We start from the raw sequence: 24,927 nt of genomic DNA, 5'->3' as shown, positions 1-24,927 counted from the left end.
ATTAAATATATAACTTATAAGAAAACATTAAGAATTTAAAATAATTTTATTATTAAATATATTCTACTAAAATAAATCTAACTCTTCTACATAAAAATAACAATTAAATTTATTTTTTTAACATTACTTAATTATTTGAATTATAAAAAAACAGCCCTTTTACTATGAAAATCTCAATAATAAAAGGAACTGCTACAATAAATTAATAAGAAATAAATTTATTATATATTTATAATAATTAGTGTCTACATTAAATATTTATAATATTTTTAATTTACTTTTGATTACATTTATTCTTATATCATTATTTATTTATAATATTTAAAACAAAGTTTAATTATAAAATTATATAAATACTACTTTAAATTAATAGGCTTTACAATAACTTTATTACCTTCTTTAGATACAATTGCGTCCATTGAAATATCTTGAAAAACTCCATTATATTTAAATTCTTCTTTTGATATAAGTTCTTTAACTTTATTTTCATTACTATTAATAAAAAATATTTTACCATTAGGAAGAATTTTTATATCTTTTTTGTTAATTGGACTTTCTAACTCTATGTCTTTTTTATTAATAGTTTTATCATCTAAGCTCCAATAATAAATTTTTTCTATAGTTCCTTCTTCCCTATCACCTTTTAGTTTACCTATATACATTACATCCTTATCATCTACACCTAAAAGACAATGATTAGCCCCATCTCTTATAGTTATTGGATAGTCTTTTCCTTCTACATGAATATTTCCATCATTTTTATTTTCATAAACTACCCTATCTTCGCTATTCATAAGAGCTATTTCTCCTAAGTTATTTCCTAAACTTCTTATCCTCTCTAACTGAGCCATAGTATTTACTCTATAAATTCTACTTCTTCCTTGTTCATTTTTCACCTTTAAATATATAGTATTAGTAGCTGTGGATAAGGTCATATTTTTTATATCATAATTATTATTTGGCAAATTAATTATAGTTTTTTTCCCATTTTCATCTTCCAACTGAAACTTTTCATTTTTTTCACTATCATAAGAAAACAAAGCTAAGAAACTACTATTATTTTCTGCAGATTTTTCTCCTATAAATAATATATTTCTATCTGGAAGCCATGCTGTATAATTAACTGTTCCATTTTTAAACTCTACATATTTTTCCTCTTTTTTAGCTACATTTATTATGACTATTTTATTTTCAGTGTGATAAGATATATATTCTCCATTGTAAGATATTTTTATATTTTCTGCATAATCTGGCACATCTATAGAAACAGTTTTTTTAATTTTTTTATCTTCTTCTTCTACCTTATTTATTTTAAAAGTTTTAGCAGAAGACAAATAAACTTTATCCACGAAAAGCAGAGCTGCAAAGGATAAACCAATAGCGATTAGTGTCCAAACAAATATAATTTTAATTTTTTTCATAAGTAAGTCTTCTCCTTTAAGGTTCTACATATATGGAAGTGGCTACTGTTCTTTCTCCATCCCAATTACAAGGTCTATTTATAACTTTTCCTTTATAATACATAGTTGAAGAGGATCCTCCATCTAAATTACTAGCATTAACTACTCCTCTTTGCAGCAGTATATTTTCTACCTCTTCTAGAGTAGCTCCTTGTTTTATTCCCCTTCTCCCATCTATAACTAATAAGACTATAGTTCCATCTTGCTTTTGTCCTATAGCAGTTCTAGGATTTATACCTTCATTATAAGGTATAGGCTTTCCATTAATTATTAATGTATTTCTAAAAGACAAGGCCTCTACTACTCCCATTTTTAAAAGTTCATCTACAGTATGATCTCCTACAACTAATAATCCTTCTTTTGTAAATGCTGTAATATTAGCCTTTTGGCCAGGTTTAAAATCATTGTAAATAACTTTACCATTAGATATTACAAGTCCTTCTGGATAAGCTCCGGTACCTGTCCAAAGTTTACCTGTGGATGATACGTCCCTAAATCCACCACCATTTACAGCAGCTACAGCTCCATGCCTCTCAGCCATTTTACTAGTTCTTTCACCCATTTTTCCCATATACTTTGTATATCCTATTTTTACTTTTTGGGGGTTTTTGATTTCTAATATATAACCATCAAATTTAGCTGTATTTATATCATATCTTTCTACTGAATTACCATATTTGTTCTTTATTTTTATATCACCATAATTTTCCTTTAAATTTGAATTTCTTATTCCTTTATCCTTATTTAAAATTTTATTTATTTCATCCTTCGATAAAAAAGTAGTGGCAATATACTGATGCTTATATGTAGCCATAGCTGTTCCCACTAATGTACTTTTTACATTATCAAAAGGTCCATAAAAGGCAATCAATAAAGAAAAAATTCCACCTACTATAACTTCATAAACTAAAAACAAAAATAGTCTTCCTATAAATGATTTTTTTTTCTTTTTTCTATTTTTTCTTCTTTTTATTTCCTTTTGTCTCTTTTTAGACATAAATACTCCTTTTTTTACTTAAAAATTATTTATGATTAACATATAAATTATATTGTAATTATACATTATATTTGTAACAAATGAGTTACAAATATAAAAACAATCCAAATTATACCATTCAATTTGGATTGTTACTTTATAATTATGATTTATATTTTTTATTATAACTCAATTCTTAATAAATTCACACAATTTTATTATTAATAAATTTATTTTTACAATTTATTAATAACAAGTCTTACTATTTAATTTATCTTCCACACTCATTAATGCTTCTCCAAATCTTTGGAAATGTACTACCTCTCTTTGTCTTAAAAATGCTAAAACATCTTTAATGTCGTGATCATCTGTTAAATTCATAAGATGCTCATAAACAGTTCTAGCCTTTTGTTCCGCTGCCATATTCTCATGAAGATTTGTTATAGGATCTGATGTAGATTGTACATATGCTGCTGTCCAAGGTACCCCATTAGCATCCGCCGGATATATAGCATTGCCATGTTGTGTATAATAAGATCCTAGCCCAGCTTCTCTCATTTCCTTAGGTGTTGCATTCTCCATGATTTGGTATGCCATAGTAGCAATTATCTCTACATGAGCTAATTCTTCTGTTCCTATATCTGTTAAAAGCCCCTTAGATTTAGAAGTTGGCATTGTATATCTTTGAGATAAGTATCTTAAAGCTGCACTCAATTCGCCATCTGGTCCACCATACTGCGCCAGAAGGAATTTCGCCATTCCCAAATCTTTGCTCTTCAAATTAACTGGATATTCTAATTTTTTTTCATAAATCCACATATATTATTCACTCCTATTTAAATGTTTCAACTACATTTTTGAATATTCTCTTTCCCAAGGCCAAGGTTGTGTTGTCCACTGCCATGGAAATTTACTTTTACTGTAACCAAAATTGAATAAAGGTCCAAACCTTTCTTCATATGTTTCTTTTAATTCCATTAGCTTACATGAAATTTCATTAAAATATTCTAAAGCTCTTTTATTTTCAGGATAATTGTCTAAATATAAGTTTAATTCTACAGCCGTAAACTGATATTGTTGTAGCATTAATAATAACTCTTCTCTTGAACATTTATCTAACATACTATCTCCTCCAAATATAAATATAACCTTTTGTTAATAGCGAGATTTATATGGTCTATATAAATCTGGAAACAAGGTCCCTCTTCGCAAAGCCTTTTCAACCTTATAAATTCTTTTAAATTTTTGTGGACATATAAAAGCTCTTGCTAATTCACATTCCTCCATGCTGCCCCAAAAATCTTTTCCACATTTCATATTATTCACTCCTTGAAATCTTATTTTGCACAATAAAAAAGGATTTCAGCTAAATCCCTGAGCTTTAATAACATACTATGTAACTTATATATATATTGTCACAATTCATTTTTAATAACTAATAAAAATATATCTATAAATTTTCATGTATTTCTCAAACAATATAACTAAAACAAATACCTACTTTACCCATGATTTGCTTTTATTATTTAACAATTTTTTATTAAAATGGTATCATTTATTAATAGAATCAGTATATTAATTTTTACTATTAGGAAAGGGGTTTTTTTATGAAAATGAAGAAACTATTAACCATGGTATTAGTAGCCTCAACCACTTTAGTGGCTGCTGCTTGTGGAAATAGTAATACAGCCAAAGAAACATCTACAAAAGAAAATATTAAGGATGGAGGTAATCTAGTATTTTCCATACGTGGTGAACCAGAAATACTTAATCCAATCTACGCTTACGATAGAGATACTATGACTATGGACAATGCTTTATTTGCACCTTTATTTTATATGAATGGAGATAAAATTGATTACACTCTAGCTGAAGAAGTAAAACATTCAGATGACTTTTTAACTTACACAGTAAAACTAAAAAAAGATTTAAAATGGCATGATGGTAAACCTTTAACTGCTGAGGATCTAATATTTACTATGAAACAAATAATGGATGAAAAACAGAATTCACCTTTTAGAAGTGCCTTTGTTATTAATGATAAACCTGTAGGGGTAAAAAAGGTAGATAACTTAACTGTAGAATTTAAACTACCAACAGTTCAAATGCCTTTTATGAATTCTTTGGCTCAGGTATCTCCTATTCCTAAGCATGTATTTGAAGGAGAAAAAGATATTAAAAAAAGTGCTAAAAATGAAAAACCTATAGGTTCTGGTGCCTTTAAATTTAAAGAATCTAAAAAAGGTGAAAGTATAACTTTAGAAAAATTTGATAACTATGTTGGTGGAAAACCTCATCTTGATACCATAACCTATAGAATAATTGCAGATCCAAATTCTTCCCGTGTAGCTCTTGAAAATGGTGAAGTTTCTGCTAATTATATAGATATTAGTGGTATAAGTAAATTTGAAAAAAATGAAAAATTGAAAGTAATTGCCTACGATGAAGGTATGGTAGATAATTTAGTCTTAAATTGTAAAACAACAGGTCTAGATAAAAAAGAAGTTAGACAAGCTATAGCCTATGCTTTAAATAAAGATGATTTAATAAAGGCTGCTTATGAAAGTGAGAAATATGCTCCTAAAGCCTATTCTCCACTTCCTAAAAATGCCCTATATTATACAGAAGATGTTACTAAATATGACTTAAATAAAGATAAAGCAAAGGAATTACTAAAAAAATCCGGTGCTGAAAATTTAAAACTTAAACTGGTTTATAGAAATGATAAAAAGACTTTAGAAAATCAAGCTTTAGTAGTTAAAGAAAATTTAAAAGATATAGGAATAGATGTTGAATTAAAAGGCTTAGAAGCAAATGCCTTCTTCCAGCAAATTGATGATCCAGCTAAAGCTGATTTTGATTTAATATTTAATGGCTATGTAATGGGTAGTGAGCCTGATGCTTATAAAGAAGTATTTATGACAGGTGGTGCTTTCAATGCTTCTAGATATAATAATAAAAAATTAGATGATCTATGGAATAAAGCCGCTGTAGAAACTGATAAAACAAAGAGAGAAGAAATTTATAAAACTATTCAAAAGGAACTTATAGAAGATATGCCTGTATACCCAATTTGCTATTCTAATGCCACAATAGCAGTAAATAAAAATGTGGGGGGTATAAAAGAAGCTAAAACAGCTCCTGTATACATGTTCCAAGACTTATCAAAACTTTATATCATAGAAGAATAAAAATTTAATAACTAAAAGGACGGTATTAATTGGATCTCCCCTTTTAATACCGTTTATTTTTAAATAAACCTGGCATTTTAAACTTTTATAATAATTATTTATTCTTATTTAGTACATTAAAACAATAAAATTTAGCTAACAATTATTATTTTATTTTTACATTATATGATAAAAACAATTAAGAAAGGTAGGATATATTTGAGTAAATACATAAGAAAAAGAATTATAGAAGCAATTCCTATACTTATTTTCATCTCTATAATTTCTTTTTTACTAATAAAATTAGCACCTGGAGATCCTATTAGAGCCTTTATAAATCCGAAAATGAAGCCTTCTGATATAGCTAGAATCAGACATAATTTAGGTCTTGATAAACCTATATATATCCAATATATCTTATGGTTAAAAAATGTATTAAAAGGTGATTTAGGTTATTCTCTAATAAACTCTAGACCAATTTCTACACAAATAATAGAGAGACTTCCTGCAACCTTACTTCTTATGGGTTCCTCTTTATTAATCTCTTTAGTTTTAGGTATAATTTTTGGAGTAATTTCTGCGGTTAATAAAAATAAACTTATAGACAACATTCTTTCAATAATCTCTTATATCGGTATATCTATACCTAGTTTTTGGTTTGCTATGATACTAATATACATTTTTTCTGTTAACCTTAAATTGCTACCTAGTGTTGGTATGCATACCATAGGTGTAGATTCTAGATTAGATGTATTAAAGCATCTTATTTTACCTTGCACAGTATTAAGTTTTGGAAACATATCAGTTATTACTAGATATATAAGATCCAATGTAATCTCTGAACTGTCTGAAGATTATGTTATGATCGCCTATGCTAAAGGGTTATCTAAAAAAAGAATATTATATAAACACGTTTTAAAGAATGCTCTCTTGCCTATTATCACTATATTAGGCATGTCCTTGCCTAATTTAGTAGCTGGTGCTTTTATAACTGAAACTATTTTTGGATGGCCTGGTATGGGTAGACTAGGTATAAAAGCTATATTTGGTTTTGACTATCCTCTTATTATGGCTATAACTATGTTAACTTCTGTTTTACTTATAATAGGTAACCTTTTAGCAGACATATGTTATAGCTTAATAGATCCTAGAATTAAAGAGTTAGGTAGGTGATAAATTTGTTTTTGAATGAAAGACTTAAAATAAATTTAAAAATACAATTTAAAGAAAATAAATTAGGATATATATCTCTATCTATAATTTTGATATTAGTTCTTTCCTCAACCTTTTCTTTTTTATCCCCTTATGACCCTAACAAAATAGATTTATCTAACAAATTAGCTAATCCTAGTTTAAAACATTTATTTGGCACGGATGAAATGGGTAGAGATTATTTTACTCGATCTTTATATGGTGGAAAAGCTTCTTTAATGGTAGGTTTTATATCTATGATTATATCCACAACTCTAGGAACTATTGTAGGAACCTTTAGTGGTTATATAGGTGGAAAAATAGATAATATAATAATGAGAACCATAGATATATTAATGTGTATCCCAACCTTTTTTCTTATACTTATAATTAATGCCTACTTAAAACCTGGTATAGAAAATATAATTATTATTATTGGATTGTTTGGTTGGATGGACATAGCTAGAATAGTTAGAGCTCAAACCCTTTCGTTAAGAGAAAGAGAATATGTACTATGTTCAAAGGCTTTAGGTGCTCCTAACAATAGAATTATTTTTAAACATATAATTCCAAATGTTATCCCCTCTGTAATGGTAGCCTCTACTATAAATATTGCATCTGCTATTCTTACAGAGTCATCCCTTAGTTTTCTAGGCTTAGGAGTTAGAGCACCTAATTCCTCTTGGGGTAGTATGCTACAAAATGCTCAAGGTTTTATTTCCTCATCACCCTACTTAGCTATATTTCCTGGACTTTTTATACTTTTTACAGTTTTAAACTTTAATATATTAGGAGATATTTTTGCCACTGCATTTGATCCTAAAGCTAATAAATAATGCTCCTTTAAAAATAAACCATTATATACGATAAAAGTACTGTATATATTTAATGGTTTATTTTCATTTATATTAACTATACAGTAAATCGTTGACAAAATGTTCACAAGGTTATATACTAATACTGTGTATAGTGTATATATACAGTATTAGTGATAAAGGAGGTGTTCTATTGAGCATAATTAAAGCTACTGATGTAAAAAAAACTTTCACTATAGGTAAAATGAATGTAGACATACTTAAGGGGGTTTCTGTAGAAATTGAAAAAGGTGAATTTGTTGCTATTATTGGTGAATCTGGTTCTGGTAAATCTACCTTTTTAAATATATTAGGTGGTTTAATGCCCCCTTCCTCTGGCGATATTTTTATAGAAAATGAAAAAATCAATGGTCTTTCTGAAAATAATTTAGCATTATTTAGAAGACATAATATAGGCTTCGTTTTTCAGTCCTATAATTTAATCCCTCAACTTACAGCTTTAGAAAATGTGGAAATGCCTCTTATTTTTTCAGGAATTTCTAAAGAAGAGAGAAAAAATAGGGCCTTTGAAATGCTTAAAAAAGTTGGACTTGAAGAAAGAGCTCATCATAAGCCTTCTGAACTATCCGGCGGGCAACAGCAAAGAGTTTCTATTGCTAGAGCTCTAGTAAACTATCCTAAAATAGTACTTGCAGATGAACCTACTGGAAATTTAGATAGCAAAAATAGTATAGAAATTCTAAATATATTAAAAGAATTAAATGAAACTACTGGACAAACCTTTGTGATTGTTACTCACTCTTCTCAAGTTTGTGATTATGCAAATAAAATAATAAAGGTGGTAGACGGAAAAGTATTTAATAACTAATTATCTTACATAAAATTATTTAGGAGGTGCTCAATAATGAAAAAAAGTTTTTTCCCTTTAATATTTTTATTAGTTCTATGTCTTTCCCCTATTTCATTAGCTCATGCTGAATCAGGAAGAATAACCTTAAACAAAGTAACCTCTTCTCCTGAAATAATAGAACCTGGAAGTAAATTTAAGATTAATTTTTCTATAACTAATAATAAAGAAGCTAATCTAAAAGATGTAGTTATAACCTTAGTTGGCTCAGAAGATAAAAAAGTCTTAACAGGTTTTTCTCCTGTTGGAAGTACCAATGAAATCTATGTAGGTCATATAGATGGTGAAACTTCTAAAGATGCAACTATAGAAATGGCCTGTGATCCTAATTTAAAAGCTGGGAATTATAATATTTTAGTTAAAATAGGCTATAAATTATATGGAGAATATGTAGAAGAAACTAGAATAATAGGTTTAATTTTAGGAAATAAACCTAACCTACTTATAACCTCTTTAGATTCCTCTAATAAGAATGGAGAAGGCAAAAAATTATCATTAAACTTTGTTAATAGTGGTAAATCCACTTTAAAAGATGTAATGGTAAATGTTAAAGCTAAGGATAAAACCTTCACTAAATATTTTGGCACTATGGAATCAGAAGATGAAAATGAATTTAAACAAGATTTAAACTTATCTGGTGATATAAAAGGTACTGTAGAAATAAGCTTTAAAGACGAATTAAACAAACCTTCTAAAGTTTCACAAGAATTCTCTATTAAGGGAAAGATTGATGACACTAATACTACTAAAAAAGAAAAAAATAGTTCTGGTATACTAGGTTTTTTTAAAGGCCTATTAGGAATAGGTGATTAATATGAAACTTACTGACCTTGCAGAAATTATATGGAGAAACCTTTTAAAAAGAAAAGGAAGAACATTCTTAACTATGCTAGGAGTAATTATAGGTAGTATAGCTATATATGTAATAATATCCCTAGGAAATGGCTTTGAAAAATATATGTCCTCACAGTTAAATTCCTTTGGAGATGTAAACATAATAAATATTTTCCCCTATTCAGATTCTACTGCAACCTATCAAGGAGGCAATATAAAAAATAGGAAAAAAATATTAAATGATAAAACTTTAAAGGAATTAAATAAATTAGAATTTGTAAACTATTCAATACCCAAACTTAATACTAATGCAGATATAGCTTATAAAAAATCAGAAATGAAGTCTAGTAATTTAACAGGTATGTCATTTAAAAATTATAGTAAAGATCATGAACTTTTATTTGGCAAATATCCTAATGATTCTAAAAATGAAGTGATTTTAGGTTATAAATTGGCTGCTTATCTTTTAAATAAAAAAGACGTAGATAAAGTAAAAGAAGAAGAAATAAAGAAAATTCTAAGGAAAAAATTAAAAGTAAAAGTTTCTAGACCAAATGAAAAAGGTGAAGAAGAATGGATAACCTATACCGTAAAAGTAAGTGGAATCTGTAAACAAAATTTCTCAGATGATTATCAAATTAAAACTCCTTTATCCTTTACTAAAAATATATTAATCTATAAAAACAATGATGAAAAATTTCTAAAAAATAAAGGTTATGAAAGTATAGATTTAGTGCTTAAAAGCCAAGAAAAAAGCAGTGAAGCAGAAAAATATCTAAAGGATAATGGATATTTATATCAATCCCTTAAAGAAATGCAAAGCAGCATAGGTAAAACCTTGAGTGGAATAAAACTAATATTAGGTGCCATAGGGGGTATTTCTTTATTGGTAGCAGCCTTTGGTATAGCCAATACAATGAACATGTCCATACTGGAGAGAAAAAAAGAGATTGGAGTTATGAAGGTAGTAGGTGCCTCTGTAGGAGATATAAAAAAGATATTTATAGGAGAAGCCACAGCCATAGGTTTTTCAGGAGGAGTTGTAGGATTACTTATAGGAAGCTTTATAAGCTTTGTAATAAATACAATGCTAAAATCTAAACTTTCTACTTCTTCTAGTGGTGATGTAAAAATAGCTGTATCTAGTATAGGCCTTGTAGCTTTTGTATTATTATTCTCATCCTGTGTAGGATTTTTATCTGGTTTATACCCAGCCTCTAAAGCAGCTAAGCTAGATGTAATAAGCTCTATAAAAGATGAATAACTTATTTTTATAAGGATAATTAAAATTCCCATAAAGATTTAATAATGCAATTATTTTTCTTTATATATTTAAACAAATTTATTATATTATATAGGAGGTTTCATTTATGGAACAACAAGAAAATGTAAATACTAATTTAAACTTAACTTTAAAAGAAAAATTTAAATTTTTCTTTACATCCCCTTCCAAATTATTTGAACATTATAGAGAAAACCCTAAATTTGGAATATTATTTTTAATAACAACTATTTGTGCAATCATTTATCAACTAATACGCTCTAATCTTACAAAGGAAATTGTAAAAAAACAAATGGAAAAACAATTTGAAGGATTAGATCCTCAAGCATTAGAAATGACAAAAAAAACTATGGATACTATGAATAGTCCTGCTCTAAAAATAGGTTCCGGCCTAATAGGTGTATTAATAGCTGTATTTGGTGCGGCTCTTTTAATATTTATAATTTTTAAGATTTCAAAAGTTGCTCTAAGCTATCAACAAACCGTAACATTATATTTAGTGGCTGGTTTATCCACTTGTATAGGTAGTATGTTTAAAGCTATATATATGCTTATAAGTAAAAAAGCTGTAGGTATTAATGCTATCTTAAATCCTTCTGTAAAAAATACTTTAATAGCTAATATTGATATTTTTAATATATGGTACTATGTACTTTTAGGTATTGGTATTTATACTATGGGAAAAACATCTAAGAAAAAAGCTACTATATTAACTATAATATTAGCAATTTTAAGCATTGGATTTATTGTTTTAACTGCTTCGCTTACAATGAACAAATAAAGTAAATAATATTATTATGAAAACTGTTTCGAAAATATGTTTATAAACAAACTAAAGCGTGGAAACTCTCCACGCTTTTTATGTTATATTTAATAAATAATACAATACATACCTTTAATTAATATTTTAAGCTTTTACTTTTTACTCATTCAACTAATATATAACAAAATAAATAAATATGACATATAATTTAATATATACATTATAATATAAACAAGCAAAATAATAATGCTATTAATAATGTTTAGATGAAGCTATTCCATTATTTCAAATAAACTATAACTAAAAATTACTTAATAATACATATTTCTATAGTTATAATCTAACCTTAAACTTAATCATACATACTAATTATTTTACAATATAATAATTTCTATATAAACAAACTGGAGGTACAAAATGAATTTTATAGATATGCATTGTGACACTGTATATGCTCTTATAAATAAAAAACCTTGTTCTAATAAAAATATTACAGTAAGTGAGAATGAAACTTTATATAAAAACTCATTAAGTGTAGATATCAAAAAGCTGAAAGCTTCCAATTCTTTAGCTCAATTTTTTGCTTTATTTATAGATGTAACTGAAACTAACTCTCCTTTAAAGACTGCACTCAATATGTTAGATTTCTTTCATAATGAATTGGAAAAGTACTCAAAATATATTGCACTTACTAAAAACTATGAAGATATAAATAAAAACCTATCAAATAATAAAATATCTGCTTTTTTAACTATAGAAGAAGGAGCTGCTTTAGAGGGCAATTTATATAATCTTAGAAATTTTTATAGATTAGGTGTTAGACTTATAACCCTAACCTGGAATTTTCCTAATGAAATAGGATTTCCAAACTGCAGCAAAGAATTTATGAATAATGGCTTAACTCCCTTTGGATTAGAAGTAATAGAAGAAATGAACAAATTAAAAATGATAATAGATGTGTCTCATCTATCTGATGGAGGATTTTATGATGTAGTAAAATACTCAAAATCACCCTTTGTAGCCTCTCACTCAAATGCTAGAGCTATAACAAATCACTCTAGAAACTTAACAGATGATATGATAAAAATTTTATCTAATAAAGGTGGCGTTATGGGAATAAATTTTGAAAAAACTTTTTTAGGTCAAAGTGAAGAAGGAAAAATATCAGAAATGATAGCTCATATAAGACATATAAAAAATGTAGGTGGAATTGATTCAATGTGCATAGGCTCAGATTTTGATGGCATCGAAACTCCTAGTGAAATAAAATCTAGTAATGAAATAGAAAAACTAATAAATGCACTAAAAAAGGAAGGATTCCATGAAAGTGAAATAGAAAGGATAATATACAAAAATGCTCTTAGAGTTATAAAAGAAATTTTATAAGGAAAGTGCTATGCACTTTCCTTATATAGCCTTTTCTTCTGTAGAGGAAATTTCTTTAACTATGTTATATACTTCATCCCAATGGCTTATTCTTATAATATTTTCATTTTCTTTAATATGTTTATTATAATTTGTATCTAATAAAATCACTTTAAACCCAGCCTCTGAAAGTTCTACTGCATTGCTAGGATTGTCCTCTATAAATATATCACAATTTAAATCCTTAGCCTTATCTACCTTATAATGACTTCCTAAAACATATAAATCTCTAAATTTTATGGAATGATTTATTAAATAAGATTTTGTTAGAACCTCTAAGGATTTTTCTCTTGCTGTTACAAAATATATATTATGATATTTATTTAATTCATTTAATACTTCTTTAGCTCCCTTTCTTAATTTTTCTTCTGTATGAATTCTTACCTTATATTTTTCATAAAATTTCATATATTCTTCTTCTGTTATTCCTAAGACATCTTCAATATTATAAGCAATTATATCTTCTGGTTTTACATTTTTATTAAAATATTTATTACTTATGTCTAACCAATAATAAGGTTCTGTAATTGTACCATCTATATCTATACATATGTTTAGATTATTCATTATTCCATCCCCCTGTCTTTTGTTTTTAATTATATATTTTATATTTCAATATTATCCTTTTTAATGTCCAACCTTTATATTAACATAAAAATTTAAAAAATAAATTAAATTAAAGTTAATAACAAAAATATTAACTAAATACATTTTATTATATTCTAGTAAAAAAGCTTACAGTATACATTATATATATGCTGGTTAAATTATAAATGTACAGTTCTATATCTAAAAATAAAATAATAATCCTTTTTCTTTTTAAGGAGGTATTTTTAATGAAATCTGATGAAAAATCAAGAAAAATTAATAATAAAACAAATAATGATAGAATGTATGAAAAAAAGCCTGATTGGGATTTAGACAAAGACTATGAAAAAAGGCAACAAATGATATTAGATAGTGTAAGAGGTGTAAAATAAATATATTACAACTTAATAAAATAAAAATTTAGTTTTAAGGTTAAAAGCTATGAATTTAAAAGATTATTTTTTAATTCATAGCTTTTATTTAATTATTGAGGGTTCTAAAAAATCATAAAAAATATTCTATTAAAACTTTATTTTAAATATATTTAATAATCTCTTTGATCACCCTTTAAAAGATTTTCTATTTCTGTTCCTAATTCATGACCAGCAATATAAGAAGCCATTTTATCCTGTTCTATAGCATTTTTATGTTTATCCTTTCCTGATAAACTATCAATTATTCCAATCTTTGCAGAAGGTAAATCACCTACTTGTATATTTTTTATATCATTTATATCAAATTCATATTTACTCATTTTTTTCTCCTCCTTTTAATCATTATATTATTATTTTGTCCCTTCCTATAAAAAAAATTATAGGAAATAAATTAAAGTTATATCTAAACTATTATAAACTTGACTTTTAATAATTAAAATGATTTATTTAAAAATTTTCCACTTAAACTATTATTTATAAATAAAAGGATAAAATAATGTTTTGTTGAATTTTATAATGTAATATAGTTTAGATTGGAGGATAAACAATGATAAGTAACTCATTTGATAATCAAGTATTTGATTACTTTAAAAATATTGTGCCTTATTTACATCACTTTTTTTCTGAAGATATATTAGTATCTGTATGTGATAGAGAAAAATATATAAAAATAGATGGAGCTGAAAAATTTGGGTTAAGCGTTAAGGCAGGAGACTTCATAAGCAACCAAGGTGGAGATTTTGAAGCAATAAAAACAGGAAAAATTATAGAAAAAAATATAAGTAAAGATGTTTTTGGAAAAGAAGTTAAAAATATATCTGTCCCCTTTAAAGATGAAAATGGAAATATAGTTGGTTGTATAGCTATAGTAAAAAATCTAGCTAAAAATATTGAAATGTCTACACTTTCTCAAAATCTTTCAATTGCTTTATCTCAAATCACCAAATCTAGTAATGAAGTTTTAAAGACAATTCAAAATGTAGCTCTAACAAATTCAGATATATTAGAAAATGTAGAAAAAACAAATAATGAAGCTAAAAATACAGATGAAATATTAGAATTTGTAAAAAATATAGCTAATAAAACAAACCTTTTAGGTCTAAATGCAGCCATTGAGGCTGCTAGAGCCGGAGAATCTGGAAAAGGCTTCAACGTAGTTGCTACAGAAATAAGAAAGTTATCTAAATCCAGTGCAGAATCTATAAATAAAATTGAAGATATAATTAAAAATATTCAACTTTCCGTGTCCAATATTACTAAAAACATAAATCAAATAAATGTGTCTTTTCAGGAACAAGCATCTGAAGTTGGAGAAATAAATGCTGCCATTGAAAATTTAACTTCCACAGCTAAAGCCTTAGAAAATATTTCTAAAAATTATTAAATTTTATATATTATTTCAAAACATAAATCCTATAAAAAATTTTTGTGTAACCTAAATATTGAAAATTATTTATTTGTATTCAATCAATTAAATATAAATAATACGAACAAATAAAAGCTACGAAATTAAGGTGTTAATCCTATATTTCATAGCTTTTTCATTTAAAATAAAATTAATAGTTTATAAACTAGATTTTTCGGACAACGCTGTTTATTAGTTTAAATTATTAGTTCATTAACAATTTTTATATAATGCTACTTATATCTATTTTTTACAACCTGTACATCCGAATACTTTTTCTTTAAGCTTTAATCCTGCCTCAGTAACAGCCACCCCACCTAAAGCCGTTTCTCTAAGACAAGATGGAAGTTGTTTTCCAACTCTATACATTGCCTCAACTGAATCATCAAAAGGAATATGACTTGTAACTCCTGCCATTACCATATCTGCTGTAGTTAAAGCACTTACTGTTCCTGCAATATTTCTTTTCGCACAAGGTATTTCTACAAGTCCTGCCACTGGATCACAAACAAGCCCTAGTATGTTTTTTATAACTATAGCTCCTGCATCTAAAGCTTGCTCTACGCTTCCTCCCATCATTTCTACTACTGCTGCAGATGCCATAGCTGCAGCTGAACCGCATTCTGCTTGGCATCCACCTTCTGCTCCTGCTGTTGTAGCATTTTTAGAAATAAGTATTCCTAACCCAGAGGCTGTAAATAGAGCCTTAACTAAATCATCTTCACTTTTGTTTAATTTTTCTCCTGCCGCTATAACTACCGCTGGCAATATTCCTGCTGAACCTGCTGTTGGTGATGCTACAATCCTTCCCATAGCTGCATTAACCTCAGAGGTTGAAATAGCCATAGCCATAGCTCTTACCATAAAGCTTCCTGTTAGTGTATTTTCGCATTTAGAATATTCTTCTAACTTTAAAGCATCTCCACCTATTAATCCACTTACAGATTTAACTTCTTCTTTTCTTCCTATTTTTGCTGAATGTCGCATAACCTTAAGAGCTTTTTTCATAGTCTCAAATACTTCTTTTTCACTTATATTCTTACTTTCTGCTTCTATTTTTAAAGTATATTCCCATATTTTTAATTTTTTTTCATTACATACTTTTATAAGTTCTTTTCCTGTGTTTACGAACATTAATTTTTCCTCCTATTTTATTGGATTTATAATTTTTACATTCTCTATATCCTTAATAGCTTTTATTTCGTCTATTACTTTCTTTGGTATTTCTCCATCTGTTTCAAAAGTCATAGTTGCAGTTGTACCTTTACTTTCTCTAAAAACCTTCATAGCTCCAATATTTATGCCTTCTGAATACATCATTGTGCTAATTCTTGATATTATCCCTGGCACATCTTTATGATGTGTTACAATAGTAGGATTACCCCCAGTAAATTCCATAGATTGACCATCTATAGATGTTATAACTATATTTCCACCGCCTATAGAAGAACCTATGATTTCTGATACAGTGCCATCGGTTTTCTTAATAACAAATTTAACAGTATTAGGATGAGCATCCCCTAAATCTGTTTCTATAAATTCATATTTTAAACCTTTTTCCTTAGCTATTTCAAAGGATTTTCCAAGATTTTCATCCCAGGGATCCATATTTAATATACCTGCTATTAAAGCCTTATCTGTTCCATGTCCCTTGTAAGTCTTAGCAAAAGATCCATGTAAATAAAACTTAACCTCTTCTATATTGTCTCCTGATATAGAACAAGCTACTTTAGCAAGTCTAGCTGCTCCTGCAGTATGTGAACTAGAAGGTCCTATCATAATTGGCCCTATTACATCAAACACACTATAATCCTTCATTAATTTTTCCTCCTTAAAACGTATGTAAACCTTTATATTTAAAATAAAATCATGTATAATTAACTATATGTACTTACTTCAATTAGATTAAAATATTCATTCTATAAAATGAATCTATATGAATATGAGGTTTAATATCTGGTATTAACCTTAATAAATATTTTTTCATATTTTTGATTTGTTTTTCACTTTTTTGAAATCCTCTATATCTAGTATACTTTATTTAATGATTTTTTCAATATTTTTTTAAAACTTTCTATAAATCTTTCAAATTTACAAAATATTGCTCTAAAATTAAATAGGATATATTTTTATAGATAACATACTTATCATCTATAAAAATACATCCCTAATTTTTATTAAAAATATTAAATTATTATATTTAAAGTCTACACAACATTTTTCAATATTTATATATTTGAAATTTATTACTCCCTCTTTTTTTGGCATCATACATAGCTTTATCTGCTTTTTTTATTAGTTCCTGTGATGTATCCCCATCTTTTGGGAAAAAACTTATACCTATGCTAGTCTTTATATTTACATATATTCCTTCTATATATATCGGTTCTCTAAAAACTTCTATTATATCCCTAGCTAAATCTTCAACTTGTTTTTCATAAGCTATATCTCTTATTAATATAGTAAACTCGTCTCCTCCAAATCTAGCTATTAAATCTTTAGAACTAATAGTATTTTTTACCCTTTTAGCTACTTGCCATAAAAGTTTATCCCCAGTACAATGGCCAAAGTTATCATTTACTTCTTTAAATTTGTCAAGATCTAAAAACATTATAGCTAATATGGTTTGTTTTTTCCTGCTTAATTTTATTTCATGCTCTAATTGTTTTAAAAAAGAGTTCCTATTAGGTAACTCTGTAAGAGAGTCAAAATAGGCCATTTGCTTCGTTTTATCATTGTATATTTTCCGTTCTGTTATATCTCTTATATATGTTGCAATCCCCAATTCCCCTTCTATATTTATTAATTTTGTTGTTTCCTCCCCATAAAAATGCGTTCCATCTTTTCTTTTATGTACTCTCTCAACAGGCTTATCTCCTATAGACATATTAAACCCTATATCTTTTATGGATGATTTAGGTATTAAGTCTATCATATTAAGCTTTTTCATTTCTTCTAAGGAATATCCAAACAAATTAAGAGCAGACTTGTTGCAATATATTATATCTCCATTTAAATTTCTAATTATTATTGAGTCCGCAGATAACTCTATAAGATATTTATATTTTTTAATTGTATTTTTCAATTCTATTTCTTTTACTTTATATTTGGTTATATCATAAAGTGTAATAAAAAAAGCCTGTTTTTTTTCTGTATACAATAATACTTTAACCCACTTTTTAGTAATATCAAAATAATCTTCAAATTCCATTTTTTCTTCTTTATATAATAAAAGTTTTTCTAAGGCTTTCATTATATTTATTCTATGACTTTCAAAAGACCTTATATCTTTAGCTTTTTTATTTTTTATATATCCTTTTGTAAAACCCGTTAAATCTTTAAAATAATCATTAGATTCCATAAAAATAAAATCCTCTAACTGACCATATGAGTCCAAACTTATTTTGCAGTAACAATAAGCTATACCCATTTTTTCTATGACAGATAACTCTATTTGTTTTATTAAATTTTTCTCTTTCATAGTTTCACCTCTTATGTTCAGTTATATTATACTATTAATATATTCCCTATAATTTCAAATAAGTATTTATAATTAAGGAATTTTGCTAAATAATTATTTTTTTACTTTAATTATATAAAATTGCTAGGAACCCAGCACCATGTGCTGGGTTACTAGTTAAATTATACCATTAAGCCATTTTAACTACTATATCTTTTTTCATGGAATCCCAGATTTTCTCATCTTCCATTCCTAATCTCCATAAAGCTATCCCTTTTATACCTTTATTGAAGGCTAATTCTGCCTTTGCGTATATACTTTCAGCATTTTCGAACCAAACTTCATGATTATTACCATTTTCATCTATATAACTAAACATAGGCGTTTTTGTTTCTTCATCAAATATTATATCTTTTCCATATCTATTAGCTATTTCTACAGCTCCTGCATAAGTAACATAAGTATTTCTTCCTGTAGTTAAATTAAAATCAAATCCAAACACTGAAACTGCAGCTACTACTTTATTTCTCGGAACTCTAGTTATAGTATAATTTAATACTCTATTCATCCATCCTATTGAAACTACTGGTCCCGGTCCACTACCTGGCCATCCATGTTCGTTATATAACATAACAATAAATTCATCTACAGCACTTCCTATGATTCTATAGTCAAAAGGATCTGAAAAAGGATTAAAGGGCTCATCGCTGACTCTTGCTGGCACAGAAGCTGACAAATAATATCCTCTTTTCCTTAATTCTCTTCCCATTTCTAAATATAAAGAAGATAATCTGTCTCTATCTTCTATATAAACATCTTCTATATCTATATTTACACCATCAAAATTATACTTTTCTATTAAATTTATCAAATTGTTTATAAAGATTTGTCTATTTTCTTTAGTAGATACTAATTCTTTAACTAAATCTTTAGCCTTTGTAGTACCACCAGGTCTATACAATAGATTATGAACTACGGCTAATATTCTAACATTATTTCTATGAGCAATATTCACCAATTCTTCTACATACTCATCTGTAAACTGTCCAAAATTTTCTATTGCTGTAGCATCATTAGGATCTATCCTAAACATAAATAAACATATTTCAGATATTAAATTTCTATTAGTAACAAAAGATTCGTAAGAGCTTGGTAAAGTTTCTCCTTCTTCTAATGTATAAAATCCATCTACAGCTACTACAGGCTTCATATTACCATAAGTTTTAAAATCTACTATAGTTTTTGATACAAAACCTTCATTTCCATTAAATAATTTTATTCCATAAAAATCCTTATGCACATTTATGATCGGAAGCTTAGCACCTTTATCCATTTTGTATAATACTTGTGAGTTTATATCAGGTCTGCTTCTTATATTTCCATCCTCTACTTTCATTATAGCTTCAGTATAAATGGGTATATAAAGTATTTGTCCAATACTTAGGTTTATACTATCTAAATTATTCAATACCATCAAACTTTCTACAGTAGTATTAAATTTTTTAGCAATAGAATATAAACTATCCCCTCTTTTTACTTCATAGATAGATATAGGTATAAAAATTTGTTGTCCCACATACAACTCATCAGAAACAAGTCCATTATATTCTTTTAATTGTTCAACAGTTATACCATAGGATCTAGCAATTTTGAATAAACTATCTCCTGGTTTAACTATATAACTTATATTAGGTTGTCTCCACATATATATTCCTTTCTAATATTAATTACACTCTTATAATATTCATTATAATTTTTTTTGATTATATAATTATAATACCTTTACAAAAGAACTACATTGTTTTGTAAAACATTAATCTTTGCCCTTATTAATAAATTTTGCTGTAATGTTAAATAGCATTTTTCTCTTTCAAAAGGAGAACTCTCTACATCTTTATAAATATTACTAGATTTTATATCTAATTTTTCTATTTTGCCTAACAAAATTTTTTTATCTTTTATATAATTATTAAAATCTACAAAAAAAGCTTCTCCTTCTTTCATATTATTAAAAAATAATAAATTTATGTTTATAGCTTTACTAAAATCCTTATGTGAAATTATTCCTTGATTTTTAGTTGTAATAGAATTTTCATTTATTTTATCTAATGTTATATATTCTATATAACTTCTAATATAACCACTAATAAACAATTCAGCCTTATTAAAATTTAATTTTATTAAATTAGCCTCTTCTATAAAAATGTTATTTTTAACTTCTTTTATATCTATAAATGTATCTTCTATTTTGGTAAAAACTATTTCTGTTATTTCTGTTCCAAAACTTGCTATTACTATAGGTACTTTAGAAAACGTATTTTTTCTTATATTGTTATTTTCTTTATTTAATTCAGTATTTATTTTAGAAACCTGTTGACTCTTTTCATTCTTTAATTGAGTATTTCTATTGGCAATCTCTTCATTTTTCTCTTCTTTTAATTCAGCTTTTACTTTAGGAAACTGTTTCTCTTTCTCTAACCCATTCTGTTCCTTAAGAATCTGCTTGCTTTTCTGATTCTTTAATTCAATATTTACCTTAGGAAGCTTTTTTTGTTTGTCTTCCTTATGTTCCTTAATAATCTTATTACTATTCTCATTTTTTAGTTCAATATTTGTCTTTTGAACTTGCTTACTTTTTTCTTTATTCAATTCATTATTTATCTTAGAGAGCTGTTGATCCTTCTCATTCTTTAATTGAGTATTTCTATTAGCAATCTCTTCTTTTAACTCAGCTTTTACTTTAGGAAGCTGGTTCTCTTTTTCTTCCTTATGTTTATTCACATTCTGCTTACTCTTATCATTTCTTAGTTTAATATTTTCCTTGGAAATTTGTTTATTTTTTTCTTTTTCTAATTCAGTATTTATCTTGGAAGCCTGTTGACTTTCTTCATTCTTTGATTCATTATCTCCCTTAACAATATGTTTACTATCTTCTTTCTTTAATTCAACATTTGTCTTAGGAGTCTTTTTACTTTTTTCTTTCCTTAATTCAATATTTACATTGGAACCCTGTTTCCCTCTTTCATTCTTTGGCTCATTGTGCCTCTTTATAATCTGTTTACTGTTCTCTTTCTTTAATTCAACATTTACCTTAGGAAGCTTTTTTTGTTTTTCTTCCTTATGTTCCTTAATAATCTTATTACTATTCTCATTTTTTAGTTCAATATTTGTCTTTTGAACTTGCTTACTTTTTTCTTTATTCAATTCATTATTTATCTTAGAGAGTTGTTGATTCTTCTCATTCTTTAATTGAGTATTTCTATTGGCAATCTCTTTATTTTTCTCTTCTTTTAACTCAGCTTTTACTTTAGGAAGCTGTTTCTCTTTCTCTTTCTTTAACTCATTCTGTTCCTTAAGAATCTGCTTGCTTTTCTGATTCTTTAATTCAACATTTGTCTTAGGAGTCTTTTTACTTTTTTCTTTCTTTAATTCAATATTTACATTGGAAGCCTGTTTCCCTTTTTTATTCTTTGACTCATTGAGCCCCTTTATAATCTGTTTACTGTTCTCTTTCTTTAACTTAACGTTTCCCCTAGAAATTTGTTTATCATTGTCTTCATTGAAGCTCCATTTACTTTTTGTATTTTTAAATTTAATGCTTCCATTGGAAAGCTGTTTATCTTTTTCTTCCATAATTAATCTTTCCATTTTATTTAGATTGGATAGATTAATTAGATTATATATATTGTTTTCTTTTTCTTCTTCTTGCAGTAATTGAAATATAAGTATAAGTATAATAAAATTTTTAAAATTATTATTTTTCACACTAGAAATTCCCCTTAAATATAATTACTATAAGAATATTTATTTGATTTATACATATATTATTAATAAACCCTATCCACTCCAAATAAAAATCCACATATAAAATTAGATAATTTAGGAGAAATCCTTTCTCCTAAATTATCTTAAAGTTGTTTATTTAGCATTATTTATTAGTACTCTTATCATTAGCGACTTTTCTTATTATTTTCTACACATACTTCCTGTACCAGCGTCTGTGTCATTTACAGCTACTTGTTGTAATTGTAAAACTTTTACTCTAATGTGAACTACCATTTTCTCTAGTAATTCATCAAAAACCTTTTCTCCGTGTTCATAACAAGGTTTTCTTTGTATATCTGCTTCAAATATTCTAGCTCCTAGCAATTCGCAGAATGGTTTCTCTACAAGTGTTATTGAATCTTCTAAAAATTCTTCACAAGTTAACTTTCCTAATCTTTCTTCTTCACATTCACACTCACAATCACATCTACCACAGAATAAATCTGTTTTTTGTTGAATTCCTCTATTGCCTAATATTGGAGGAGTTATATAGGTTACTTCTGTTACGCAAGTGAATGGTATTTTTTCTGTAGTGTGTTTTATTTCACCACTTACTACATCGTGTTTTACACAGTCTGCAGTAGCAAATTCTATATTCTTTCTAACAAATCCACTTAAGAATAATTTTCCTGTTATTGGAACACCATTTTCTATAACGCCTGCTCTTGGTAACAATTCACATTGAGTTAAAAATACATCTTTTTTAATTCTTTTTATTTCAAAGAATTTTTCTTTTAACTTCATTCTAGCTTCTACATCTATTTGAACTTCTTTTTCTGCAAGAACTACTGGTATCTTAGCTACTACTGGTGTTGTTACAGCAGTTGGTGTTATATTAGTTCCTTCACATAATGGTAAAGTTTGACTTTCTATTACCCTACCACAATCCTTATGGCAGTCATGATCAGCTGATTTATATGAATTTGAATCGTAATTACCTCTCATTTCATCCATTGACATCATTTATTCCTCCCATGTTATAAAAATATTTTATTTAAAGCTTATTTTATTAATTATTATTACTTGTAATTTAATTTTTTAGCTTATACTATATATTATGATGGACAAGCATTTCTGTTACTAAAATCAACTTTTTTAATTTTATTGTTTCTATAAATATTTCTAATTTTTTACCCCTCTATATACTATTCTTTCAAATACATATTAGTGAATACTAAACTTATTATATTATGCCTTTATTAAAATATATACTTTTCACTTTTATGTTAGTTTTTAATTTTAAAGTATCTGTTAGCATTTTTTTTAATTTAGAATACATTAATATTGTAAATAATTTTATAGGAGTTAATATGATGTATCCTTATTTTTATTACTTTTATTATGATAATTACATGAGAGGGCCAGCTCCTCCTCCAATGCCACCTTTTATGACACCGCCAGGTGGTTTTTCTCCTCAAGGAGGACCTCCATCTACACCACCTCCAAACATTCCTCCAACTAAGCCTAGTAAAAGTGGGCCTAATGTTAAAGCTGTTGATCCTGGTTCTATAAGATTCTGTAGATATAAATTTACTTATATTTGGCCTTCTAGAGGAAAACCTTTCTGGATGTGGATTGTATATGTAGGGAACAAATCTATATCTGGATGGAAGTGGACTGGATATAATTGGGCTTATGCTGGAATTGACTTAAATAGAATAGATAGTTTTCAATGTTATTAATTAAAATTTAATTTTATTAATATAATTCTAATTTTTCACAAAAAAAATTTAAGCTTCTACAAGAGTTTTAACTCTTTTGAAGCTTAATTTTTTATATCACAATATTCAGCTTAACACTCTCACATTAGCAAATTTAGATTCATTGTTTTCTTTATCCTCCAATAGATTGCTATAAAAATTACATAAAAAAGAATTCCTTATAAAAAACTTACTCTACAACTCTTGATATAAAAATAATTTTAATAATTATATAGATATATCCTTTTTATATAACATCTCTATATGTGGAATATTATCCTCCAAATAAACCTCTGATACCGGTTTAAATCCAAAGCTTTTATAAAAATCCATTAAATAATGTTGTGCTGAGATTCTTATAGAGTTTTCTTTTAAATTATTCTGTATAAAATCTATGGCTTGTAAAATAGACTTTCTTGCCAAACCTTTACCACGATAATCCTTATCCACTAAAACCCTTCCTATAGATATTTCATCATAAGATAAGCCTTTTTCTAATATTCTTAAATAAGAAATAACCTTTCCTTCTTCCATATAAAACAAATGATATGCATTTTTATCTTTACCATCACAATCTTCATAAGGGCATTCCTGTTCTACAATAAAAACTTCATTTCTTATTTTTAGTATTTCATATATTTCTTCTACGCTCAATTCATTAAACTTTTTTATTTTGAAACTCATAAATTAAT

Annotated in this window: 25 protein-coding genes; 11 read left to right on the top strand and 14 right to left on the bottom strand. The window is 26.9% G+C overall.

The window, feature by feature from the left end:
• Positions 1 to 356 precede the first annotated feature (356 nt).
• From ACYUEW_RS12275 to ACYUEW_RS12255, 5 genes are all read right to left on the bottom strand, one after another.
• The gene (locus tag ACYUEW_RS12275) at positions 357 to 1,421 is read right to left on the bottom strand and encodes a hypothetical protein (protein ID WP_003487036.1); all 1,065 of its coding nucleotides are present in this window, start codon (positions 1,419 to 1,421) and stop codon (positions 357 to 359) included.
• A 16-nt stretch (positions 1,422 to 1,437) separates the two neighbouring features.
• Positions 1,438 to 2,457 (bottom strand): phosphodiester glycosidase family protein, encoded by a 1,020-nt coding sequence (locus ACYUEW_RS12270; RefSeq protein WP_003487039.1) that lies wholly within the window; start codon positions 2,455 to 2,457, stop codon positions 1,438 to 1,440.
• Between the two features lie 225 nt (positions 2,458 to 2,682).
• Entirely contained in the window at positions 2,683 to 3,255 is a 573-nt protein-coding gene (locus ACYUEW_RS12265; protein WP_003487040.1) for a manganese catalase family protein, read from the bottom strand.
• 30 nt (positions 3,256 to 3,285) lie between these two features.
• The gene (locus ACYUEW_RS12260) at positions 3,286 to 3,558 is read right to left on the bottom strand and encodes a spore coat protein CotJB (RefSeq protein WP_003487041.1); all 273 of its coding nucleotides are present in this window, start codon (positions 3,556 to 3,558) and stop codon (positions 3,286 to 3,288) included.
• A 33-nt stretch (positions 3,559 to 3,591) separates the two neighbouring features.
• Positions 3,592 to 3,753 (bottom strand): spore coat associated protein CotJA, encoded by a 162-nt coding sequence (locus ACYUEW_RS12255; protein ID WP_003487042.1) that lies wholly within the window; start codon positions 3,751 to 3,753, stop codon positions 3,592 to 3,594.
• A 290-nt stretch (positions 3,754 to 4,043) separates the two neighbouring features.
• Between ACYUEW_RS12255 and ACYUEW_RS12250 the strand changes: the two genes are divergently transcribed.
• The 8 genes from ACYUEW_RS12250 (at position 4,044) to ACYUEW_RS12215 (ending at position 12,784) form a co-directional block, all read left to right on the top strand.
• On the top strand, positions 4,044 to 5,627 hold the full coding sequence (locus ACYUEW_RS12250; protein ID WP_003487043.1) for an ABC transporter substrate-binding protein: 1,584 nt from the start codon (positions 4,044 to 4,046) through the stop codon (positions 5,625 to 5,627).
• A gap of 198 nt (positions 5,628 to 5,825) precedes the next feature.
• Positions 5,826 to 6,779 carry an ABC transporter permease gene (locus ACYUEW_RS12245; protein WP_042385301.1) on the top strand — a complete coding sequence of 318 codons (954 nt, stop codon included), beginning with the start codon at positions 5,826 to 5,828 and terminating at the stop codon, positions 6,777 to 6,779.
• Between the two features lie 5 nt (positions 6,780 to 6,784).
• Positions 6,785 to 7,633, top strand: a complete 849-nt coding sequence (locus tag ACYUEW_RS12240) for an ABC transporter permease (protein ID WP_042385584.1) — start codon at positions 6,785 to 6,787, stop codon at positions 7,631 to 7,633.
• Between the two features lie 172 nt (positions 7,634 to 7,805).
• Entirely contained in the window at positions 7,806 to 8,480 is a 675-nt protein-coding gene (locus ACYUEW_RS12235; RefSeq protein ID WP_460276863.1) for an ABC transporter ATP-binding protein, read from the top strand.
• A 36-nt stretch (positions 8,481 to 8,516) separates the two neighbouring features.
• Positions 8,517 to 9,332: a COG1361 S-layer family protein gene (locus tag ACYUEW_RS12230; RefSeq protein WP_003487048.1), complete on the top strand. Its 816-nt coding sequence runs from the start codon at positions 8,517 to 8,519 to the stop codon at positions 9,330 to 9,332.
• Position 9,333: 1 nt separating this feature from the next.
• A complete protein-coding gene (locus ACYUEW_RS12225) occupies positions 9,334 to 10,617 on the top strand; it encodes an ABC transporter permease (RefSeq protein WP_042385304.1) in 1,284 nt (427 codons plus the stop codon).
• Between the two features lie 106 nt (positions 10,618 to 10,723).
• Positions 10,724 to 11,416 (top strand): Yip1 family protein, encoded by a 693-nt coding sequence (locus tag ACYUEW_RS12220; RefSeq protein WP_003487051.1) that lies wholly within the window; start codon positions 10,724 to 10,726, stop codon positions 11,414 to 11,416.
• Positions 11,417 to 11,815: 399 nt separating this feature from the next.
• On the top strand, positions 11,816 to 12,784 hold the full coding sequence (locus tag ACYUEW_RS12215; protein WP_265204134.1) for a dipeptidase: 969 nt from the start codon (positions 11,816 to 11,818) through the stop codon (positions 12,782 to 12,784).
• A gap of 21 nt (positions 12,785 to 12,805) precedes the next feature.
• Here ACYUEW_RS12215 and ACYUEW_RS12210 read toward each other — a convergent pair whose 3' ends face one another.
• Positions 12,806 to 13,390 carry a 5' nucleotidase, NT5C type gene (locus ACYUEW_RS12210; protein ID WP_043031762.1) on the bottom strand — a complete coding sequence of 195 codons (585 nt, stop codon included), beginning with the start codon at positions 13,388 to 13,390 and terminating at the stop codon, positions 12,806 to 12,808.
• A 269-nt stretch (positions 13,391 to 13,659) separates the two neighbouring features.
• Here ACYUEW_RS12210 and ACYUEW_RS12205 point away from each other — a divergent pair, with 269 nt between their 5' ends.
• Positions 13,660 to 13,803 carry a hypothetical protein gene (locus tag ACYUEW_RS12205; RefSeq protein WP_003490388.1) on the top strand — a complete coding sequence of 48 codons (144 nt, stop codon included), beginning with the start codon at positions 13,660 to 13,662 and terminating at the stop codon, positions 13,801 to 13,803.
• Positions 13,804 to 13,955: 152 nt separating this feature from the next.
• Here the strand turns inward: ACYUEW_RS12205 and ACYUEW_RS12200 are convergent, their stop codons facing one another.
• Positions 13,956 to 14,165 (bottom strand): hypothetical protein, encoded by a 210-nt coding sequence (locus ACYUEW_RS12200; protein ID WP_003487059.1) that lies wholly within the window; start codon positions 14,163 to 14,165, stop codon positions 13,956 to 13,958.
• 227 nt (positions 14,166 to 14,392) lie between these two features.
• On the opposite strand from ACYUEW_RS12200, the gene ACYUEW_RS12195 reads away from it, so the two are divergent.
• Positions 14,393 to 15,229, top strand: a complete 837-nt coding sequence (locus ACYUEW_RS12195) for a methyl-accepting chemotaxis protein (protein ID WP_043031761.1) — start codon at positions 14,393 to 14,395, stop codon at positions 15,227 to 15,229.
• Between the two features lie 264 nt (positions 15,230 to 15,493).
• Here ACYUEW_RS12195 and sdaAA read toward each other — a convergent pair whose 3' ends face one another.
• The 6 genes from sdaAA to csxC form a co-directional block, all read right to left on the bottom strand.
• Positions 15,494 to 16,384, bottom strand: a complete 891-nt coding sequence (gene sdaAA / locus ACYUEW_RS12190) for an L-serine ammonia-lyase, iron-sulfur-dependent, subunit alpha (protein ID WP_003487063.1) — start codon at positions 16,382 to 16,384, stop codon at positions 15,494 to 15,496.
• Between the two features lie 12 nt (positions 16,385 to 16,396).
• Positions 16,397 to 17,068, bottom strand: coding sequence for an L-serine ammonia-lyase, iron-sulfur-dependent subunit beta (sdaAB, locus tag ACYUEW_RS12185; RefSeq protein WP_003487065.1), 672 nt, complete (start codon positions 17,066 to 17,068; stop codon positions 16,397 to 16,399).
• A 403-nt stretch (positions 17,069 to 17,471) separates the two neighbouring features.
• Entirely contained in the window at positions 17,472 to 18,731 is a 1,260-nt protein-coding gene (locus tag ACYUEW_RS12180) for a sensor domain-containing protein (protein WP_003487067.1), read from the bottom strand.
• Positions 18,732 to 18,900: 169 nt separating this feature from the next.
• Positions 18,901 to 20,415: a LysM peptidoglycan-binding domain-containing protein gene (locus ACYUEW_RS12175; protein WP_085333225.1), complete on the bottom strand. Its 1,515-nt coding sequence runs from the start codon at positions 20,413 to 20,415 to the stop codon at positions 18,901 to 18,903.
• A 77-nt stretch (positions 20,416 to 20,492) separates the two neighbouring features.
• Positions 20,493 to 22,475 carry a hypothetical protein gene (locus tag ACYUEW_RS12170; protein WP_460276862.1) on the bottom strand — a complete coding sequence of 661 codons (1,983 nt, stop codon included), beginning with the start codon at positions 22,473 to 22,475 and terminating at the stop codon, positions 20,493 to 20,495.
• Positions 22,476 to 22,676: 201 nt separating this feature from the next.
• Entirely contained in the window at positions 22,677 to 23,498 is an 822-nt protein-coding gene (csxC, locus tag ACYUEW_RS12165; RefSeq protein ID WP_003487073.1) for an exosporium protein CsxC, read from the bottom strand.
• A gap of 350 nt (positions 23,499 to 23,848) precedes the next feature.
• On the opposite strand from csxC, the gene ACYUEW_RS12160 reads away from it, so the two are divergent.
• Complete coding sequence (locus ACYUEW_RS12160; RefSeq protein ID WP_042385307.1) at positions 23,849 to 24,217, top strand: hypothetical protein; 369 nt, start codon at positions 23,849 to 23,851, stop codon at positions 24,215 to 24,217.
• A gap of 246 nt (positions 24,218 to 24,463) precedes the next feature.
• Here ACYUEW_RS12160 and ACYUEW_RS12155 read toward each other — a convergent pair whose 3' ends face one another.
• A complete protein-coding gene (locus tag ACYUEW_RS12155) occupies positions 24,464 to 24,919 on the bottom strand; it encodes a GNAT family N-acetyltransferase (protein WP_003487076.1) in 456 nt (151 codons plus the stop codon).
• Positions 24,920 to 24,927 lie beyond the last annotated feature (8 nt).

It is taken from the genome of Clostridium sp. CTA-1, from assembly GCF_054768215.1.
The sequence above is the reverse complement of the archived record's forward strand: the minus strand, read 5'-3'. Positions and strand labels throughout refer to the sequence as shown.

Excerpts from the sequence above, each read along its gene's own strand:
- ACYUEW_RS12275 (WP_003487036.1), bottom strand. The coding sequence starts at position 1,421 with ATGAAAAAAATTAAAATTATATTTGTTTGGACACTAATCGCTATTGGT.
- ACYUEW_RS12270 (WP_003487039.1), bottom strand. The coding sequence starts at position 2,457 with ATGTCTAAAAAGAGACAAAAGGAAATAAAAAGAAGAAAAAATAGAAAA.
- ACYUEW_RS12265 (WP_003487040.1), bottom strand. The coding sequence starts at position 3,255 with ATGTGGATTTATGAAAAAAAATTAGAATATCCAGTTAATTTGAAGAGC.
- ACYUEW_RS12260 (WP_003487041.1), bottom strand. The coding sequence starts at position 3,558 with ATGTTAGATAAATGTTCAAGAGAAGAGTTATTATTAATGCTACAACAA.
- ACYUEW_RS12255 (WP_003487042.1), bottom strand. The coding sequence starts at position 3,753 with ATGAAATGTGGAAAAGATTTTTGGGGCAGCATGGAGGAATGTGAATTA.
- ACYUEW_RS12250 (WP_003487043.1), top strand. The coding sequence starts at position 4,044 with ATGAAAATGAAGAAACTATTAACCATGGTATTAGTAGCCTCAACCACT.
- ACYUEW_RS12230 (WP_003487048.1), top strand. The coding sequence starts at position 8,517 with ATGAAAAAAAGTTTTTTCCCTTTAATATTTTTATTAGTTCTATGTCTT.
- ACYUEW_RS12225 (WP_042385304.1), top strand. The coding sequence starts at position 9,334 with ATGAAACTTACTGACCTTGCAGAAATTATATGGAGAAACCTTTTAAAA.
- ACYUEW_RS12220 (WP_003487051.1), top strand. The coding sequence starts at position 10,724 with ATGGAACAACAAGAAAATGTAAATACTAATTTAAACTTAACTTTAAAA.
- ACYUEW_RS12215 (WP_265204134.1), top strand. The coding sequence starts at position 11,816 with ATGAATTTTATAGATATGCATTGTGACACTGTATATGCTCTTATAAAT.
- ACYUEW_RS12210 (WP_043031762.1), bottom strand. The coding sequence starts at position 13,390 with ATGAATAATCTAAACATATGTATAGATATAGATGGTACAATTACAGAA.
- ACYUEW_RS12205 (WP_003490388.1), top strand. The coding sequence starts at position 13,660 with ATGAAATCTGATGAAAAATCAAGAAAAATTAATAATAAAACAAATAAT.
- ACYUEW_RS12200 (WP_003487059.1), bottom strand. The coding sequence starts at position 14,165 with ATGAGTAAATATGAATTTGATATAAATGATATAAAAAATATACAAGTA.
- ACYUEW_RS12195 (WP_043031761.1), top strand. The coding sequence starts at position 14,393 with ATGATAAGTAACTCATTTGATAATCAAGTATTTGATTACTTTAAAAAT.
- sdaAA (WP_003487063.1), bottom strand. The coding sequence starts at position 16,384 with ATGTTCGTAAACACAGGAAAAGAACTTATAAAAGTATGTAATGAAAAA.
- sdaAB (WP_003487065.1), bottom strand. The coding sequence starts at position 17,068 with ATGAAGGATTATAGTGTGTTTGATGTAATAGGGCCAATTATGATAGGA.
- ACYUEW_RS12180 (WP_003487067.1), bottom strand. The coding sequence starts at position 18,731 with ATGAAAGAGAAAAATTTAATAAAACAAATAGAGTTATCTGTCATAGAA.
- ACYUEW_RS12175 (WP_085333225.1), bottom strand. The coding sequence starts at position 20,415 with ATGTGGAGACAACCTAATATAAGTTATATAGTTAAACCAGGAGATAGT.
- csxC (WP_003487073.1), bottom strand. The coding sequence starts at position 23,498 with ATGATGTCAATGGATGAAATGAGAGGTAATTACGATTCAAATTCATAT.
- ACYUEW_RS12160 (WP_042385307.1), top strand. The coding sequence starts at position 23,849 with ATGTATCCTTATTTTTATTACTTTTATTATGATAATTACATGAGAGGG.
- ACYUEW_RS12155 (WP_003487076.1), bottom strand. The coding sequence starts at position 24,919 with ATGAGTTTCAAAATAAAAAAGTTTAATGAATTGAGCGTAGAAGAAATA.